Source organism: Amphritea atlantica, from assembly GCF_018860855.1.
Classification (GTDB): domain Bacteria; phylum Pseudomonadota; class Gammaproteobacteria; order Pseudomonadales; family Balneatricaceae; genus Amphritea; species Amphritea atlantica_A.
In genome coordinates, this window is sequence record NZ_JAHKQE010000005.1 from 62,266 (window position 1) to 80,841 (window position 18,576).

Annotated in this window: 18 protein-coding genes and 1 tRNA gene; 6 read left to right on the forward strand and 13 right to left on the reverse strand. The window is 47.6% G+C overall.

Annotated elements, in window-relative coordinates; all coding sequences use genetic code 11:
* Positions 1 to 214: 214 nt before the first annotated feature.
* Positions 215 to 1,078, reverse strand: coding sequence for a hypothetical protein (locus KO512_RS02220; protein ID WP_215950708.1), 864 nt, complete (start codon positions 1,076 to 1,078; stop codon positions 215 to 217).
* A gap of 330 nt (positions 1,079 to 1,408) precedes the next feature.
* On the opposite strand from KO512_RS02220, the gene KO512_RS02225 reads away from it, so the two are divergent.
* Positions 1,409 to 1,630, forward strand: coding sequence for a hypothetical protein (locus tag KO512_RS02225; RefSeq protein ID WP_215950709.1), 222 nt, complete (start codon positions 1,409 to 1,411; stop codon positions 1,628 to 1,630).
* Positions 1,631 to 1,975: 345 nt separating this feature from the next.
* Here the strand turns inward: KO512_RS02225 and KO512_RS02230 are convergent.
* The 7 genes from KO512_RS02230 to KO512_RS02260 form a co-directional block, all read right to left on the reverse strand.
* Positions 1,976 to 2,052 (reverse strand) — tRNA-Val (locus tag KO512_RS02230).
* Positions 2,053 to 2,192: 140 nt separating this feature from the next.
* Positions 2,193 to 2,954, reverse strand: a complete 762-nt coding sequence (locus KO512_RS02235; RefSeq protein WP_215950710.1) for a heme ABC transporter ATP-binding protein — start codon at positions 2,952 to 2,954, stop codon at positions 2,193 to 2,195.
* Complete coding sequence (locus tag KO512_RS02240; RefSeq protein ID WP_215950711.1) at positions 2,954 to 3,976, reverse strand: FecCD family ABC transporter permease; 1,023 nt, start codon at positions 3,974 to 3,976, stop codon at positions 2,954 to 2,956. The genes KO512_RS02235 and KO512_RS02240 overlap by 1 nt, the downstream gene beginning before the upstream one ends.
* Positions 3,976 to 4,878, reverse strand: coding sequence for a heme/hemin ABC transporter substrate-binding protein (locus KO512_RS02245; RefSeq protein WP_215950712.1), 903 nt, complete (start codon positions 4,876 to 4,878; stop codon positions 3,976 to 3,978). The genes KO512_RS02240 and KO512_RS02245 overlap by 1 nt, the downstream gene beginning before the upstream one ends.
* Positions 4,875 to 5,294, reverse strand: a complete 420-nt coding sequence (locus KO512_RS02250; protein WP_215950713.1) for an ExbD/TolR family protein — start codon at positions 5,292 to 5,294, stop codon at positions 4,875 to 4,877. The genes KO512_RS02245 and KO512_RS02250 overlap by 4 nt, the downstream gene beginning before the upstream one ends.
* Positions 5,291 to 5,857, reverse strand: a complete 567-nt coding sequence (locus KO512_RS02255) for a MotA/TolQ/ExbB proton channel family protein (protein ID WP_215950714.1) — start codon at positions 5,855 to 5,857, stop codon at positions 5,291 to 5,293. Before KO512_RS02255 ends, KO512_RS02250 begins: the two co-directional genes overlap by 4 nt.
* A gap of 28 nt (positions 5,858 to 5,885) precedes the next feature.
* On the reverse strand, positions 5,886 to 6,752 hold the full coding sequence (locus KO512_RS02260) for an energy transducer TonB (protein WP_215950715.1): 867 nt from the start codon (positions 6,750 to 6,752) through the stop codon (positions 5,886 to 5,888).
* Between the two features lie 327 nt (positions 6,753 to 7,079).
* Here KO512_RS02260 and KO512_RS02265 point away from each other — a divergent pair, with 327 nt between their 5' ends.
* The 3 genes from KO512_RS02265 to KO512_RS02275 all read left to right on the forward strand — a co-directional run bounded on the left by KO512_RS02265 (position 7,080) and on the right by KO512_RS02275 (position 10,058).
* Positions 7,080 to 9,044, forward strand: coding sequence for a TonB-dependent hemoglobin/transferrin/lactoferrin family receptor (locus KO512_RS02265; RefSeq protein WP_215950716.1), 1,965 nt, complete (start codon positions 7,080 to 7,082; stop codon positions 9,042 to 9,044).
* Positions 9,045 to 9,117: 73 nt separating this feature from the next.
* Entirely contained in the window at positions 9,118 to 9,525 is a 408-nt protein-coding gene (hutX, locus tag KO512_RS02270; protein WP_215950717.1) for a heme utilization cystosolic carrier protein HutX, read from the forward strand.
* 8 nt (positions 9,526 to 9,533) lie between these two features.
* On the forward strand, positions 9,534 to 10,058 hold the full coding sequence (locus tag KO512_RS02275) for a HugZ family protein (RefSeq protein WP_215950718.1): 525 nt from the start codon (positions 9,534 to 9,536) through the stop codon (positions 10,056 to 10,058).
* Positions 10,059 to 10,146: 88 nt separating this feature from the next.
* Here KO512_RS02275 and KO512_RS02280 read toward each other — a convergent pair whose 3' ends face one another.
* From KO512_RS02280 to KO512_RS02300, 5 genes are all read right to left on the reverse strand, one after another.
* The gene (locus KO512_RS02280) at positions 10,147 to 11,766 is read right to left on the reverse strand and encodes an ATP-binding protein (RefSeq protein WP_215950719.1); all 1,620 of its coding nucleotides are present in this window, start codon (positions 11,764 to 11,766) and stop codon (positions 10,147 to 10,149) included.
* Positions 11,767 to 11,781: 15 nt separating this feature from the next.
* Positions 11,782 to 12,603 carry a phosphate/phosphite/phosphonate ABC transporter substrate-binding protein gene (locus tag KO512_RS02285; RefSeq protein ID WP_215950720.1) on the reverse strand — a complete coding sequence of 274 codons (822 nt, stop codon included), beginning with the start codon at positions 12,601 to 12,603 and terminating at the stop codon, positions 11,782 to 11,784.
* Between the two features lie 45 nt (positions 12,604 to 12,648).
* A complete protein-coding gene (locus tag KO512_RS02290) occupies positions 12,649 to 13,923 on the reverse strand; it encodes an HD domain-containing phosphohydrolase (protein WP_215950721.1) in 1,275 nt (424 codons plus the stop codon).
* A gap of 161 nt (positions 13,924 to 14,084) precedes the next feature.
* Positions 14,085 to 16,100, reverse strand: coding sequence for a putative bifunctional diguanylate cyclase/phosphodiesterase (locus tag KO512_RS02295; RefSeq protein ID WP_215950722.1), 2,016 nt, complete (start codon positions 16,098 to 16,100; stop codon positions 14,085 to 14,087).
* 100 nt (positions 16,101 to 16,200) lie between these two features.
* Positions 16,201 to 16,773, reverse strand: coding sequence for a response regulator (locus tag KO512_RS02300; protein WP_215950723.1), 573 nt, complete (start codon positions 16,771 to 16,773; stop codon positions 16,201 to 16,203).
* Positions 16,774 to 17,011: 238 nt separating this feature from the next.
* Here KO512_RS02300 and KO512_RS02305 point away from each other — a divergent pair, with 238 nt between their 5' ends.
* Positions 17,012 to 17,566 carry a heme NO-binding domain-containing protein gene (locus tag KO512_RS02305; protein WP_215950724.1) on the forward strand — a complete coding sequence of 185 codons (555 nt, stop codon included), beginning with the start codon at positions 17,012 to 17,014 and terminating at the stop codon, positions 17,564 to 17,566.
* Positions 17,563 to 18,507: a sensor histidine kinase gene (locus tag KO512_RS02310; protein ID WP_215950725.1), complete on the forward strand. Its 945-nt coding sequence runs from the start codon at positions 17,563 to 17,565 to the stop codon at positions 18,505 to 18,507. Before KO512_RS02305 ends, KO512_RS02310 begins: the two co-directional genes overlap by 4 nt.
* Positions 18,508 to 18,576 lie beyond the last annotated feature (69 nt).

Genomic DNA, 18,576 nt, shown 5'->3' on the forward strand with positions numbered 1-18,576 from the left:
GTATATCAGTAGATACGTTGAGGGTAGCGGGATAAATAACCATCAATATCAGATCGAGCCGGATTTCCTTGAAATATCCATGAACTTAATTTCCTAATGAAAGATGAAGCCAACATAAGGGGTGCGCAGAGAAGTACGAGCGGAACATCCCAGTGAACACAGCGAACGACTTAATGTTTTTGTTATCTATTTTCTTGGAGTACTCGCCAACGGCTCATACACTCGCCAACGCCATACTCAATGGTGACTGATCAACTGTGTGTCGATACCACTGGTACTGAGGGTTACCTCCAGCATTATCGACATTTGGTGCGCCACGGCCAACGTCCAAATCGGTTAAATTAAGGGTGCGCATTTCAACGCTAAAACGTGCTAACTTGGTCGTATTGGGCACACTCGCATGTAAATGAGCACTGGAAAAACATAGAATATCACCTGGTTCGATCACTATTTTTACCGCCTTGCTTTCATCCACTGGCCGCAATAACTGAGGTGCAGGAGAGTAGCTTACCGCGACACCTTCTGGCGTTTCGCGGCGCGCAGCAAGATATTCTTTAAAGCTCCACTGCGCGGTATCGTTAAGGGTTGGATGCTCCCAGTGGTCTGGGTAAAAGGCAATACTCCGTTCTTCTTCTATCTTATAAATAGGTGCCCACCAGTTGGTCTGCGCTTGTATATTGCTTCCCCATGTATCACGATGATGCCCAACGACGGTACGCAGCCCCTCCGTAAAAGTCTTTTCGGCCGATACTACTCGCATAGCAAAGTAATCATAATAGGTCGAATCTAGCGCTAAACCTGCTTCCTGCAACGCATGAAAAAACATCGCCTTCGCTTTATCGTCAGCTTGAATTCTTTTCTGTGTATCGGCAACAAATCTTCGATAATCCTGCTCACTTAAATGGTACTGAGCTTGCTCTGGATATAGGCCATTCAAGGATTCTGATAATAGCTGATCGGTGTATTGGCATAATTCCAACATTGCTGGCAGTTGTTGAAAAACAATCAAGTCTCCTGCAAAGATGATCTTTGATCTTTGCTCATCTGTCATTCCACTATCGGTTTGAATAATATTCATAACGTTGCCTGTAAATATATAATGTCATTTCATCACGTCCTTTGCGTCGCAGAAACATAACAGCCAATTACAGTGCCATTTGGCACTATACCTCCCAAGCTCTATGACTCTGGAAATATGGTAAGGCAAAGGCGAACTTCATATCAGCAGATTAACGATCATTAAGTAGGCAACTTATAGAACTATAGTGCCTGTCGAGGCTGCTTCCATGCCATAAAATTGCCTCAATCATAATAGCCAGATGCCATTAAATCAAAATAAAGGCTCGATACTTTTGTTGGCTCGTGTTGGCTCGTGTTGGCTCGCTGCTCAGCAAATATGGATTCAATCGTGACGAGGCACCCAGAGGGCATGCTAGCGTCACTCGCTACACTGGGTGCTATATCACACTATAGTGCGATGCATACATCATCGATGCCTTTGTTTGCAGGAGAGAACTCGGAGGTGGGAGTGGTGTGGGAGCCGCGTCCTCCGGCGATCAATGTTTGGCTGTATCGGTGCGGTTCGTTCCTCACCGCCACCCTACGCGACTCACTCCTCTTTTTTCTGTAACCTCGGTTGTGCTGATCAGGCGTATCGCCTCTAGAAATACCGACCTGCAACATCATGTCATACGGTTTTAAACCTAACGAAATACGAAGCGGTTTAACTTGATTTGATAGCGCTGACATAAAGAAACATATGAGTTGCTTTGGTGTTAGCTATATTCGGCTTCTAAGCGACTGAACCGTCAGTATAGATTTGGTAGAACTAGACAAATAATTCACAGCTTCGCTGTTCACCCTTACGGCCATCGTCGCAGGCGCCGAAGTTGCATCGCTCGGCTCGAACTGACCGTTCTTCATCTGCATAGTCCAGATAGCAAAAAGCCTCGCAATTGCGAGGCTTTTCTATGTTTGGTAGGACTAGGCAGATTCGAACTGCCGACCTCTACCATGTCAAGGTAGCGCTCTAACCAACTGAGCTATAGTCCTAGAATGTTTGATCCCCGTTGGGAAACAACGCTGGCTATTATACGCAGCGATTAAGCGGGTTCAAGCCCTAATTTGCATTTTTATGACGATTTTAAATAACCTGCAGCAAAACCGGCGATCGATTAACTGATACGCCGATTTCAGACCAAAACTACCTGACCATTACCAAGGACCACCCGTTGAGATTCATACTGCCAATGCTGCTGTATCCGCGCATCGGATAACACCTCGGCGGGGGTATCAATCACACAAACTTGCCCCTTATCCAACAAACAGCAATTATCACAATAACGTAGCACTTGATTAAGGTCGTGTAGGATGGCGATCACCCCAAAACCTTCGTCCCTAGCTAACTGCTGAACCAGCCCAAGTAGATTGTGTTGTTGGCCTAAATCCTGTGCTGAAGTTGGTTCATCAAGCAACAATAAGGGTGCCCGACCGGCCTGACTTAGTTGTAACAATACTCGGGCTAATTGCACCCGCTGCCGCTCACCGCCAGACAATGAAGGATAGGGCCGATCGGCAAAACGAGTGCAGTCAGTAAGCTGCATTTTCTCATCGATCAATCGGCTAGCTTGCCCTCGTGAGAGGGATAACGGGGTTAAACCTAACGCAACAACTTCTCTAGCACTGAAGGGAAACGCCAGCTGACTCGCTTGAGGAAGCACCGCTAAATGCTGAGCTAAGTCTCGCCGGTTCCAGTCGCTTAATGTTTTATCGTACAACCGAATAGAACCCTGGGTCTTAATATCACCGCTGATGGCTTTCAATAAGGTGGTTTTACCCGCACCGTTAGGTCCGAGCAAGCCGTACACCTCCCCCGCCACGACCTCTATAGAGACATCATCTAGCAGCCGTTTACCTTGAGGGGCGAAAGTCACGTTATCAAGTTGTAACATCATCAACTCCAATTTTTTCGCTGCTGAACTAATAAAACCAAAAAGAACGGCGCGCCAAGTAATACCGTAACTAATCCCACGGGCAACTCGGCAGGTTGCACAACGACACGCGCCAAGAGATCGGAACACATCAACAACACGGCCCCCAGTAATGCAGACAGCGGTAGTAGGTAGTGATGATTTGATCCGGTGGCCAAACGGACTAAGTGGGGAACAACCAAACCGATAAAACCGATAATGCCGGCACAAGATACCGCCACGCCGACACCCACCGCGGTGAGAATAATCATTTGCAGTTTGAGTTGTTCAACATTGATGCCTAGATGACGCGCTTCCGACTCACCGAGCAGTACAGCATTCAAAGCTTGTGCGCGACGCTGAAATGCGATCATTAAGACCAGCATCGTGGTGAAGGCTAACCATAAATTAGCGCTGCTCGCAGAGGTTAATGATCCCATCTGCCAAACGCTCAACTCCCGTAAACTGCTGTCATCAGCGAAGTAACTTAAAAAACCAATGGCCGCCCCAGCAAACGCCGATATCGCCACACCGGCTAATAGTAATACCAATACCGAGGTGCCATTTTTTGATTGCGCAAAACCATAAACAAGCAGCGTTGTGAGTAAGCCCCCTAAAAAAGCACTCACCGGTATCGTCCAGCTGCCCCAAGCAGATGGAAATAAAACAATGGCAACAATCGCTCCCACCGCCGCCCCAGACGATACTCCGATGATGCCTGGATCGGCCAAGGGGTTACGGAATAAACCCTGCACAACGGCGCCGCACTGGGCCAAGATAGCGCCCACAAAAATAGCCAATAACAAACGCGGTAGCCGCAGTTCTAACACCACCACTTCTTGATAATCGTGTAGCTGGCTGAAATTTGCATCAAATGCTTTGTCGACAACAATGAGTAAGCTATCAAGTACCGGCAGACTCATAGCACCGACCACCAGCGATAATAATCCACAAACCAGCAACAGCCCCGTCAATGCGAAAGCGTAAAGTGGGACAGACCGCGGCATCAATGATCACCCTGTACAGCAAGCGTGCGAATAGTGGATAACTGCTGCGTTAAGCGGATCGCTTCATCGATCGCTGATACACTCAAGCCAACCACCAAGGAGGCACCATCAACGGCCACAATACGCTGCTGTTTTCCGGCGGGGGTATGCGCCAATACGGCATTAGCCGCAAGTAGCTTAGGCACCGCCGTGTCAGCGGTGCGCCCCGCGACAATAATGATAGTCGGCTGCATCTCTAACAAAGATTCAGCGGATATATTCCGATAGTTATCAAACCCAGCGACATTCTCGGCTTTCATTAGCTGTATAAACGCATCACCACTGGTACCTCTACCCGCCAAACGTAACTTGGTTTCATCCATCGCCAGCAGAAAAGCAACACGCTCCCCTGCTAAATGATGTTGCTCAATCTTAGCCAATTTACCGTTAACGCTAGCGAGTAAAGCCTGCCCCTTATCAGTTTGGTTCAATGCCGCTGACAATTGCAGAATATTGTCCTCTAACTGCTGGCCCGTTTTGGCACTATTCAATGGCACGAATTTAACGTTGGCCTGCTTGAGTGCCATCAACACATTCTCTGGACCCGTATGTTCACTACCGATGACAACCGTTGGATTCAAACTCAATAAACCTTCAGCGGATAAAGTGCGGTGATAACCAATATTAGCTAGCTTGGGATAATCAGGCGGTAATTGACTGGTGACATCGACGGCTATCAACTGTTTATCGAGCCCTAGAGCGAACATCAATTCAGTTACGCCAGCATCCGTGCTAATCACCCGCATCGGTTGCTCGGCATAAACCGATAAGGGGACGGCCGTTATCAACATCAACTTAATGCAGATAAAAGTGACAAGTTTTACAGGCTTGCGTCTAATCGATCGAAACAGTAATGAGTTCATGGCTGTGCATCTTCCATTAAAATGTGGGTATTAGTTACCTGCTGCTCATTCAGCAGCGCCAGAAGTTTTAATAACGGTTCTACCTCCACATCGCGGGCGGCCGCTATCGATACTTCTGGTGTTGAGACTACGGCAATATTGAGCAGCAACGACGCCTTAAACTCTGGCCAGGTATAGAAGCGTTCCTCACCGATGGCATAAGCTGGCGATTCATTGAATAAACTCACGACGATGGGCTTGGTTGTCGTTTCTTGTTGGCTGATCTCGCTATCACTACTGGGTATATCCACCGGCAAGGAAAGCAGCCGCGCATTGGTGGTGAGCAGCAAAAACACCACCACAATAAAAATGATATCGATCAGCGATGTGAGCTCTAAGCTGCTGTGAAGCTGCGTTTTATGTTGCACGCGGATCATTTCAATCCACCACGACCATCGCCCGTCATCTTGACGCCTTCAAGGCGAAGGTTAGCGACATTCAAACCCTGTTCGGTCATGCTAACCAGTTTATCCACCCATAGCTGAAAGCCATGCGCGCCCAACACTGCCGGTATGGCGATAATCAAACCGGCCGCCGTGGTTTTCATCGCGATGCCCAATCCTTCGGCCATCATTGAAGGATCGATAGGTCCTTGATGCCCACCTAATGAATCAAATACTTGAATCAAACCGATCACCGTCCCCAACAACCCTAACAACGGCGCAACCAAAGCAATAATATGCAACAAACGAACACCATGATTCAGTGTCCGTTGACGACTCTGCAACCAGATCGCCGCGATTTCTGACCGCATACTGCGTGGCTGATCGGCGTGTTGATCAAGCAATAACATGCCCGCAGAGGGCAAACTACGCTTGATACTGTGATAACAGAGCACCGCAATCCGTTCGAGTAGAATCAACAGCGTCAGTACAAAACAGATTAACAAAGGCACACCTAATGGCCCGAGGTATTGCTGGGATAAGCTAAAAATATTCATAATGTCCGTTTAAAACCTGTAACAAGGATCAATTAAGTGAAAAAACAACAGGGATACGTACCCTTGATGCGGTACGAATACCGTTTTCTTCATAAGGTTTAAATTGCCAACCAGAGACCGCTTTTAACGCAGAGGCATCTAACAGAGCTAAGCCAGAGCTCTCGCTAACTTCCAACTTCGATTTTTGACCTTTTTCATCCAGCCAAATATCAAGCCAAACGGTCCCTTCTTGACCTCGTTTGCGGGCAACCGAGGGGTAACGCGGAGGCATGGGCTGAGCAGCAAAAACCGGCTCGGTAATAATAGGTTCATGCTTACCGACCAGTCCTGCTTGGTGCGCTATTGGGCTGGAATTAGGATTGGCTGCGGTATGTGAATCGACTGACGACGCCACGGACCGTTTATTCACAGGCGCTGTTTTCGGTTGACGCTCATTGCTCTCGGCTAAGGCAACGGGCTGCTGAGACGATAGCTCGACCGGTTTAGCTTGCGCTGCCTTTGCGGATGGTGGGGAAGCTTTAGTGACCGCCAGCGTTGTCTTCGTTGACGCTGCCACCTTTGTCTTTGTTAACGTAGGCTTGGTTAATTCTGCCGAAGGCTGGAACACAGCACTTTGCGGCGCCTTCTCTGCAACCACGTTAGGACTAGGCTTTAACGTTGGTTCAAGCGCAGCAGCCTCGATACTCTCATTGGACTCAGTCGTTGTTAGCGCTTGGTTAATTCTCGGCGGCGCAAATGAAATCGCCACGGCTAGACGACTACTCGCAGCAGCATGCCCCGATATAACATGAGGTTTACCAAGGGCCGCCACTGCCCAATTTTGTAATAGAAAAAGCGCCCCGATAAACAATAGTCGCCAACTGAGTAAGCCTTTTTTTGTAACGAACTGAGCCATCAATTCAAACCTTCGCCCTAGCGTTTGCCTAATAAAATTTTAAATCTGCCTTTCAGAATCAACCCTTTGAGCAGCAAAACGCAATCATCTTAAAACACTCGCTACATGATTGTAAATACAAATCGTTATCATTTACATTCGTTTTCACGTCAAGTACCATGCCTTCACTCTTGATCAGCGAACGACGAAAAAACACAGATTTAAGGTGTCAAAGGTTTCCGCTACCGGTAACAACAAAGGGTTGGTATGACCCGATCACCAAAATCTTTCGAACGAGCCGCTGGTTGTTTTATTAACTTAATTCACATCAACTCAACAGGACGATTCATGAAACCTAATCCTTTAGCGGTGCTGATTAGCAGCATCATTGCGATGCCAGCAGTAGCTGCATCAACAGCTGAAAGCCCGGTCTTCAATGTGGGCAAAGTCGTTGTTAATGCAACACGGATGGAACAAGACGCTGATGATGTTTCACGCCAGGTGATCGTCATTGATAAAGGGACTATCGACACGATTCAACCCCAGTCAGTCGCTGAAGTATTGGCCAATGAACCTAATATTTTGATTGAAGGCGGTTCCCGTCCGGGCTATCAAAGCGTCAATATTCGCGGCCTTGGTGGTAATCAGATATTACAAACGGTCGACGGCGTACGACAAGATTTTGAATCCGGTCACCGCCCTAGCTACTTTTTAGACCCTGTCCTATTAAAATCTGTTGAGGTGATTAAAGGCCCTGCGAGTAGCCTCTGGGGATCGGGTGCTTTAGGTGGCGTGGTGGCGCAATCCACCATTGGCGCAGCCGATATTTTAGAGCCGGGTGATGATTTCGGAGGGCTGATCAAAAACGGTTTTAACTTTAATAACAATCAGAGCACCACCACCGCGGTGCTCGCCGGCCGTACCGACTCTGTCGACTGGTTATTCAGTGGCTACTATCGCGATTCTGACGACATTGAAATGGGCAATGGAGACGCACTGGAAAACTCATCCTCGCAAGATCAAGGCGCGTTAGCAAAGCTGGACTGGCAGATCGATGAAGATCAGTCCCTCGCCTTTAATCTGCGCCACGCCACCGTCGAAGGCGGTGTTCCGTCGAATGGTACGTCTGAAGTCAATGGCAGCAGTGTTTTTCTGTTAGACAAGGACCAAGTCAATGATGGCGCCTCTGTCGATTATAAGATTAATAGCCAATCGCCACTGGTGAATGCACAGTTCATGGCTTATTGGGACAGTATCGACATCGATGAAACCCGGGTGAGCGATGAACGTGCTGACAGTACCGAAAAAGAAACTTTCGGCTTAAATATCAATAACCTTTCTCAACTTGGTAACATCACCCTACTGTATGGCGTTGATGGTTCACACAGTACATTTACAACAGAACGTGGCGGCACTGACCGTCCAACACCACCGGATGCCGATATTGATATGTGGGGGGCATTTACCCAAGCCAATATCCCACTTTCATCGACTTGGTCGATAGAACTAGGCGCACGTTATGATGATTTCTCCGTCGATGCGAAAAATCTCAGTGAAAGCCGTTCAGATAGTGCTCTATCCCCCTCTGCCGCATTGATCTGGCAAACCACTGACAACTTACAACTCACGCTGCGCCATGACAGAGCCTTTAGAGCCCCGACGGCGGAAGAACTCTACAGTACCGGTACACACTTTTGTATGGGACCGGGGATGTGTAACACCTTCCTGCCTAACCCTGATTTAGAAGCCGAGAAAGCAGAAAACACCGAGTTTATTGCCAAGTGGAATGTTAACCCGGCCTGGTCGATCACCACATCGGTGTTTGAAAACCATGTCGATAACTTTATTGAACAAACGGTTTCATTCTCGCCTTTCCCGGGTAATACCTATTGGGAAAACGTCGATGATGCCAAACTCTATGGCTTTGAAGTCAGCGCCCTCTACAGCCAAGACAATCTCAATTTAGCCCTAGGTTATGGCCAAACCCGTGGTAAAGACCAATCAACCGGTGATCCGCTCAACAACATTCCCGCTGATACCTGGACCGCAGATCTCAACCGCGCGTTCTTTAACCAAGAGCTAAAAGCCGGTATTCGCCTACTACATGCAGAAGAGCAGGCGCTGTCGACCGGTGATACCTATGATGATTACACCCTCACCGACCTCTATGCCGAATGGCAACCGCCAGCCCTTCGCAACTTAACCCTCAACCTGACGGTCAACAACGTGACTAACGAATACTACCGCCGAGCATGGTCTGAACTCTATGAAGCCGGGCGAGAAGTATCCTTAGCAGCCACTTACAAGTTCTAAACATAACATCCCATTAACAGACGACTCTCCCCATCGAGTCGCTCTGTTAATGGCTAGCGGAGAAATATCCTTAATGAACGCGGACAATCATCTCAGTAAAAGCCTTGCGGGCGATCAAGCTGAAGCGCTGCTTCGAGAACTCGCCAACTGGGGGCATACCACCACCATTATTTTACATGGCGGTTGTGTATTTGAGTTTAAAGGCTGCTTTCCCGAAGGCAGTATTGGCCATGGTTACTACAACCTCGATGGGCCGATTCCAGGCCTGCATGGGCATATCAACCTAAGCGTTATTGATCATATCGATTTTCAAGATCAACCCCATCGAGGCCGAACCAGTTACGCCTTTAATTTTCAAGATAAAAACAACAACAATATTTTCAAAGTTTTTTTAGGGCGACAAGAGGATGGCGAACTAATCGCCGAACAAGTCACTCGTTTTAAAGCGATTAAACAACAGCTTAAGCTAAACAAAGATTAGGAAATCCCATGAGCAAAGAATCACTACAAGCCCGCGTGCAAGCGGAAGTTTTAACCTTTATCAACAGCCGCCAAAGTTTACAGCTGGCCACCATTGACGACGAAAACCAACCTTACGCATCATATTCACCCTTCGCCATTGGTGATGACTGCCTGTATGTCTTGCTCAGCGAAATGGCAGTACATGCCAGCAACCTACGGGCTAATCCGAAGGCCGCAGTGATGATCATTCAAGATGAAGACAGTGCAAATGAGCTATTTGCGCGGGTACGCGTCAACTATTCAATCGACGCCGAATTACTAACTCACTCAACCGAGCAATGGACGCTGGGTATAAATGCACTGGCTAACCGTCATGGGGACAGAGTTAATAAACTCAGCCAACTGTCAGACTTTAAGCTGTTTAAGCTGAAGCCAACCGGTGGCCGTTATGTCAAAGGCTTTGGCAGAGCGTATACCCTCGCGGGCAAGGGACTCACCGGCAGCGAAGTGCAACATATCACCGGCGGGCATATCAAAAGAACGGCGGCATAAAAAGATGCTCTAGTGTCATAAAGCGAGTCAACCGCGGCTCGCTTTATGACGACGCTTTCAGCACCGTAATCCCTATCAAACGTTACCGCTAACCACTAACATTTATTGCCTCATCAAGCGGCAGAATCACAGTAAAGCAGCTACCTCGCCCTAGCTCACTAACCACCTGAATATCACCACCATGCTTCTGCACAATACCGTGACTAATGGACAACCCTAGCCCAGTGCCTTGATCAACACCTTTAGTAGTAAAGAACGGATCAAACAGCTGACTAACGACCTCGGCCGACATGCCACAGCCTGTATCACGTATCTCAATCTGCACCTGCGCATCAACACAGCGAGTTTTTATATAGATATCCCCCTGCCCCTCAATGGCGTGAGATGCGTTGACCAGCAAATTCATCACCACCTGGTTTATCTGCGCCAAATTACAGTTAACGAGGGGCAGCTCGCCATAGTCTTCATGAACACTGCAATGATATTTCAACTGATTACTCACCAGCTTAAGGGTGCTGGAAATCCCTTGATTAATATCCGCCGGCTTCATATCGTCGCTGTCTAAGCGAGAAAAACTCTTTAAGCCCGCCACGATCTCTTCAACCCGAGTAATGCCTTCAAGAGACTCCTTCAAAAGCAGCGGCAGATCTTCAATCAAGTAAGCAATATCTTGCTCTTCTTTTAACGCGGCTAATTGAGAAGGCCCGCTACTCCCATCCTCGACTGCCAGCAATTTCTCTATCTCCGCGGCGTAACACAGCAGGTCATCGGCGTATTTTTGTAACGACCCAAGGTTACTTTTTATGTAACTCACGGGGTTGTTGATCTCATGGGCGACGCCGGCGGCCATAGTGCCTAAGCTCGCCATTTTTTCCGCCTGAATCAGTTTTTGTTGAGTGTTTTTAAGGGTTGTTAGTGTCTCTTCTAACTGCTTATTTTGGTTTTGTAATTGTTCAGTCCGTTGCGCTACCCGCTGTTCTAGCGATTGGTTCAACGCCTGTAATTCCGTTTTATAACATTGCTCTGATTCACTGGCTTTTTTAAGGTTGCTGGCCATCAGGTTAAACGATCGCCCCACCACCGCGACCTCATCACGTCCACTCACCGGCACTTCAATATCAAACACACCTTGGGCGACAGCGGTGGCGGCTTCTCTTAATTTTTGTAACTGGCCGGTCAAATAACCACCGAGTAAAAATGAAAACAGCGCCACCAGCAACATTTCACCTGAGGCTAACACCAACCCCCAGGTATAAACTTGATTAATGGATTCATTAATCGAACCGATACCGATTCCTAACTCAACCGTGCCATACCGATGCCCACCTTCGACAATCTGCGCGGTAGCATCAAAGACTCCATCGTCAATCTCATCGGCGCCATGATCCATAACAAACAGATCATTTAGCTGGTGTGATGTGTCACCGGCCTCAGCAAACAAAGTACCATCGTCAGCCAGCACTCGGGCATACACCAAATCAGGGTTTTGCATCACCTCATGAACAAACGATTCAAGTGAGGCCAAATCAAACGACAGCACGGCATCCTTAGTGGTGGTGGCAAATAAAGTGGCGGTGGTAGTCGCCCGTTTATTCAACGCCTCATAACTGGATTCGCGGATAAACTCCATAATCGTCAGCAGCAAAACCAGTAACAAAACGCCTTCAATTAGAGCCACACCCAGAATGGTTTTTAAACGAATTGACATGTCTGTTCCCTCGACTTAGTCGGCCAACAGATGATCTAGCAAAGTAATATTAAGGGAACGGACATCATCCCAGTCCTTATTTTTAGCCGGCGTAAATGCATTAAAGCGGATACTCTTTAATAATTCAGCGCCCTGGGGATCATCAGCCATACCCAAAAACGCCTCACGAATACGCTGTTGCTGGATTGTATTTATACTCGGTGCAACGGCTATCGCATGAGGCGTATACCCTTCGCTGGTCCACAACACCCGCAGCTGTTCCCGGATAGCTGGGCTGGTGTTATTAAAGGTACGGAGCACCCCGCCACCCGCTTGAAAAAAGCCTCGCGCCACCCCGAGATAAACTGAATCATGGGATGAAACATAGCTAGGCGAAAATTTAATACCATCCTGTTTCAGACGGCTACGGGGGATCACACTGGCAGCAAATGCAGCGGGTGACGGAAACGCCATCTTGGCACCGTTTAAGTCACCAAGACTCTGAATTAAGCTATCTTTGCGTACCACCATAATGCCTTTAATCCGCTTATCCTTCTGCCGCACAATGGCCCGATAGCCCGGTTTCTGATGAAACACCGTAAAGTGATAAGGGTTCATATAGGCGATATCGTATAACCCTGCATGGAGACGCTGTTCAAATGTGGGGATATCTTTCGCAGTGGTAAAATGGATCTTATAACCTGTTTTTACACTCAAGTAATCGGTGATAGGTGTCCAAAGATGCGCCAGCTTTTGCGCGGATTGCTGAGGAACAATGCCAAAACTTAGGCTTTCAGCCACCGTGTTCAAACTGGTTGTACTTAATACAAATATCGCTATTAATGTTGAAAACCGCATAACGCTCACCCTATCTCACCGAAACCATGCAGGCGTGTATCACCCTTATTGGTCGATATAAATTTTTAGAATTTCAGCTAGATTGATCTCCATATCAATCATTCGCTGTATGGTTAAGTTATCTAAAACCTGGCCCGCACTTAACAATAAGACCCCTTGACTAGTCAGCAGATCCCGGCTCAGCGTCATCCCCTCGACCATTTCAGGGCTTCGGATAATCCGATCATGCAGAGCTTCGCCTTCTTTGCTGAGGGCTTCCAACGCCACACTCAGCCGCTCAACATCCTCAGAGTTATATCGCTCACGGGCATTACCACGCATATATTCCAGCGCGGCAACCGTACTCATCGCTTGCATCTGATAACGCCCATTAGTCAGCTCAACAAAATCATTAACAACACATAACAACTGCGCGGCAGGCGCGATAGCTTCATCACGCAATCCGTTCGGATAACCACTACCATCTAAATACTCTTTATGCTGACGAATGATTTCCCCCGCCCCATAAAGCGGCTCCACTAAACTGATCGATGCATGCGCTAGTAGCGGGTGTTGATGAAAACGCCGCTGCTGTATGGGAGCCAATTCTGTATAGGCGGGCTTTAACAGATCATCATCAAAACTCAGTTTACCCAGGTTGCGAAGCTGCCAAGCGTAATACAGTTGTTTTAGTTCTTTCTTATCCACATCAGCTAGATTGACCACAGCTAAAAATAGCTTATTAAGCGATACGCCTTGTTTAGCATTTTGCCCCAAACGTCGAGCAATCAAGGCAGAAAACATTCTCACCGTCGAGCGATAACTATTAATCAGCTTTGCATGGTTTTGCTGTAACTGCAGAGTGCGCTGCTCAATGGTTTTTTCCAATGATTGATTAAGTCGTTCAAGGCGTTGTTGTTTGTCAGCATTGTCACGTACTAAGCGTTCATTGGTGCGTCGTAGATCGATGAGTTCAAAACTTTTCTGAACCACGTTGATAACATCAGCATCATCCCAGGGTTTAGACATAAAACGACTAATACGGCCGTTATTGATTGCATCGATAGCCGCCTGTGTATCCGCATAGCCGGTCATAACCACCCGTTCGGTAGCGGGCCAACGTTCAGCCACTTCGGCCAAGAACTGATCGCCACTGATTTCCGGCATGCGCATATCACTAATGACGAGATCAATCGGATGCTGTTCCAGCACTGCAATCCCTAAAACCGCCGATTCTGCAGTGTACAGCGTACACTTTAGGGGCCGCATCAACCGCTTTAACGAACTAAGCACCGCCGGCTCATCATCCACCAGCAATATTGTAAATTCTGAACAATCCATGCTTTTCACTCCTCGGACTCCTTTGTGCCGTACCTAAATAAACGCACGACTATTTGATGATCACAATACATCCTGTAACGAACGCGATTGATAAGCGATAATCTGACTGACACGCTCTATGGTTAACTGACACAGAGTATTCGACCTATCGAGTTCGTGTGTTATAACTGCAATCCAGTGGCCGCAAATTTGGATGAACCACGGTATTCAACACCGACCAACGGCTGATTCTCTAGTAGACGTCTAAACCGCTCGGCAGAAACCGGTGGGCTAAAAAAGAACCCTTGAATTTCATCACACCCCAAGTCTCGCAGTAGCTCTAACTGACATTGCGACTCCACCCCCTCGGCCACTACTTTCTTACCCAGATCTCGAGACATAGCGATAATATGTTTAATCAACTCGAGGCTTTCTCTTTGCTCGCCTAATCCAGAAACAAACGAGCGATCAATTTTTAAGGTATCGAACGGAATACGGTGCAAATAGTTTAGCGAGGAGTAACCGGTGCCAAAATCATCAATCGCCAGCCGAATCCCAAGGTGTTTCAGCTCTTGCAAAAGCCCAATACTGTGATCAATATCCTGCATCAAAAATGTTTCTGTAATTTCTAACTCGATCTGATCGGGGGCTAAGCCTGACTGCTTGAGAATATTTTCAACCTGCGAAATCAGCGAAACATCCTGCAACTGCCGGCCTGACAGGTTGATCGACATCACAAACGGCGGTAAACCCTCGGCCTGCCAAATGCGCCGTTGCGAGCTCGCGGTTGCCATTACCCACTCGCCAATCGGCTCGATTAGCCCGGTTTCTTCAGCGAGGGGAATAAACTGCATCGGGGAGATCAACCCCTGACGACCATGCTGCCAGCGCAATAGCGCTTCAGCGCCTTCCACACAACCGGAAATCAGTGATACTTTTGGCTGATAGACGACAAACAGCTCTTTGCGCTCCAAGGCACGATAAAGATCGCTTTGTAAGCCCATCGACTCCACATCAGGGCTGTTTTTGTCCACCTGATAACGTTGCGCACGAAAGCGTCCCCCTCTCTTACAGTGATTCGCCGATGCTTGTGCATTACGGATTAACTCAATCGCGCTATCACCATCCTCGGGGGACACCGCATAGCCAACCCGAAACGAAACGTGGATCTCTTGATCATTAAAAGCGATCAACCCTTCAAATGGTGCCAGCAACTGGGTGGCTAATGTCTCGATCTGCTCCGCTGCATAATGACCACTCAAAACAAGGGCAAACTCATCGCCACTCATGCGTCCCCACTGGCTATCGATGGGCTTATCTTCTAACAACATCGCAGCGATCTGCGCCAATAAGCAGTCTGCGTCATTAAACCCTAAACTGTCGTTAAAACGTTTAAAGCCATTCACATCCAAATAGATAACAGTGGTCGGATTATCCATTTGAACAAGCCGATTCTGCAGATAGCTCATAAGCTGTTCACGGGTTAATAACTCGCTAACCCCTAAAGAGGTCGTCGCACGATATTGTGCCGAGACAGCCCAACGGTCCGTCGCCAAAGGCTTAACCACCAATCGCAGCGAGCGGCTATTATCGATATCAGCGAGTTCAAGCATTTCCTGCTGATCCGTACAAAGGTCTATTAACTGCTCATCATCCAATAACGGACACACCCGGTCGATCCGCTGCCCTAAAACAGCGTCCTCCGTCGCGTCACATAGGATTACCGCAGCGGGGTTTATGAGGTGAATGTCACCACCGGCATCAATTTCAAATAGTGCTTCCTCACTTTCAATTAATAACCGTTGATAACTCGCTTTGCGTTGCCGGGCACTCAGTGCTGCAAAGGCACCATCAAGAACAGCCAACAATTGCTGATCGTGCCAAGGTTTCTCCACAAAACGAAACACTGCACCACTGTTCAACGCTTCGACAACCGCGTTAAAGTCAGCGTAACCACTCATGATTAAACCGATAGTTTCAGGGTACTGTTGATGCACAATCGTCAATAATTGCGTGCCACTCATCATAGGCATTTTATAATCGGAGAGAACCACTGAGATCGACTCTATCTCCATCAACGCCAACGCCTCCACGCCATTATTTGCCGTCAATACCTCATAGCCATTACGTGACAGCAGTCGTGTTAACGCATTGAGAATAGCGGATTCATCGTCGACGAGCAGGATTCTTCTTTTCATATTTTCCCCCTAGTGTTCAGGTATTGTTATTACCCGAATAGCGTCGACAGACATCCACATATGAAACATTATGTGCGGCGTCGCTATAATCAATTATGTTTCATGTTTGTGTCACAGTACCCAATAGCCCTGTAACAGCACTCAATAATTCTTGTTCGGTAAACGGTTTACCCAATACTTGGTCGGCGCCTAACTGAAGTGCGCGATCTAGGTTGTGCTGATCTAGCGCAGACACCACCAAGATTTTAAGTCCGCTTAAGTTTGGCTGCTGTCGGACAAACTCAAGCACAGAAAACCCATCAAGCCCCGGCATACTCAAATCCAGTGTCATCAACGCCGGTTTCTCCTGCATCAATAAGCTGCCTGCCTGAAAACCATCGTGTGCAATAATTGTTTCAAAACCTGCCGACCTTAATGCTCGCCGAATAGCACGGGTAATCGCCTCTTCATCATCAACGATCAACACGCAATTATTAACAAACCCCTGCAGTTCCTCAGGCACCGGCATCCCATGATGATCAAGAAAAGCAATAAAATCCTCAACCAACACTCGGTTGTTACCACGCCCTGGCAATTTAAACCCTTTTAAATCACCTTTCTCGATCCAACGAATCACAGTGCGAAGGTTCACATCGCACCATTGGGCTATATCACCAGTACTTAACGTTTTCATTCTTGGTCACCAATCCTCATACAATTTAGGTCCTTTTAACTTGATGACACTTATAGCATAGTGTACTTTTAACACAAAAGCGACATTTGTGACATTTGCGCTATTTATACATTAGTCTAGGTCTTAATTTTGTTATTTCTATCGAATCACTCACTTAACTCCGCAGTAACGCTCGCAATAGCTTCTTACTGCTCGATAAAGCAAAATGATTTAAACCGGCAAACCGAGGGGCGCGCGCATGAAAGGGGTTATTTTTAATATTCTTGAAGAGCTGGTCATTGAAGAAGCCGGTATGCCGACGTGGAACGCCATTCTGGCGTCGCTACAGCTGAAAGGCATTTATACTGCTGGCCACAGCTATCCCGATGAAGAACTGATGGCTCTGGTACAAGAGATTTCTATTCGCCTTGCCCTTCCGACCCCGAAGGTCATTGGCCACTTTGGCGAATATCTGTTTCGTCAACTGAATCAGCGCTATCCTGAATTTACGGCGCAACAGCCTGATCTAAAAAGGTTTCTCCTGAGCGTGCATGATGTAATCCATGTCGAGGTGAATAAGCTTTATGAAAACCCCAACCTACCCACCTTTAGTTATCACCAACCGGCCGACAACATATTAGTCATGCAATATCAATCGCCCCGAAAATTATGCATTTTGGCAGAAGGCCTAGTACGAGGTGCGGCACAATACTATGACACAGAGATCCATATGACTCATCCGGTGTGTATGCATCAACAAGCAGACCATTGCGATTTAGTCATTGAGTTCCTGTCATCGAAGGTAACATTATGAGCGAAACAGAGGCCTACAAAGCCGCTTATCAACGTGAGAAGCAAGCCCGGTTGGCTGCAGAACAACTGCTAGAGGTGAAAACCCGCAACCTGTTTCTCGCTAATCAGCAGCTACTCGACCAAAACTCCCAGCTGAAAGAGCAACAGGCGCTGATTATCCGTACTGAAAAACTGGCAACCTTAGGCACCCTCGCCGCCGGTGTTGCCCATGAGATCAACAACCCACTGGCCTTTGTGCTCAGTAACATGGAGAGTCTCAAGCGCTATGTCGAAGCCTATAATACATTGCTAAAACTCGGCCATCGCTGGCTAACGGAGCAGCAACTGACCGAACAACAAACTAGCCAATTGCAAGATCTGATTAAGCAACAGGACCTCGACTTTATCTGCGAAGATGTGGCCGAACTGCTCAGCGATACCGATCAAGGTTTGATTCGGCTGCGAGATATTGTCCAAGGGTTACGTAACTTTTCCCATGACGGCAACAACGAACGTATTCAATACAATCTCAATGAAGGTCTCAACAGTACTCTGAAAATACTGCAAAGCGAGCTAAAAAATAATATTAAGGTTAACTGTCAGCTAGCCACTATTCCAATCACGAAATGTAATCCTGGGGAGCTAAACCAGGTTTTTCTAAACCTGATTATGAACGCCTGTCATGCACTATCCGAAACCCGGGATGCACAGATAGACATCTCCACAGACACTGAAGATGACAGCATTGTGATTCGGATAAAAGATAACGGCAGTGGTATACCGGAGACCGTCTTAAAGTCTATTTTCGATCCTTTTTTTACCACTAAACCGGTCGGTCAAGGCACCGGTATGGGGTTATCCATCGCTTATGGCATTATTCAAGATCACAAGGGCAGTATTAATGTGTCCAGCACTGAGGGCCAAGGCAGCTGTTTTGAAATTCGCCTCCCCGTTGAAGCTTAAGCCATCGCTAAATAGATGACACACACCGTGGCATTTAACGGCTCGCCGTAGCAGCCATTGGTAAAATTT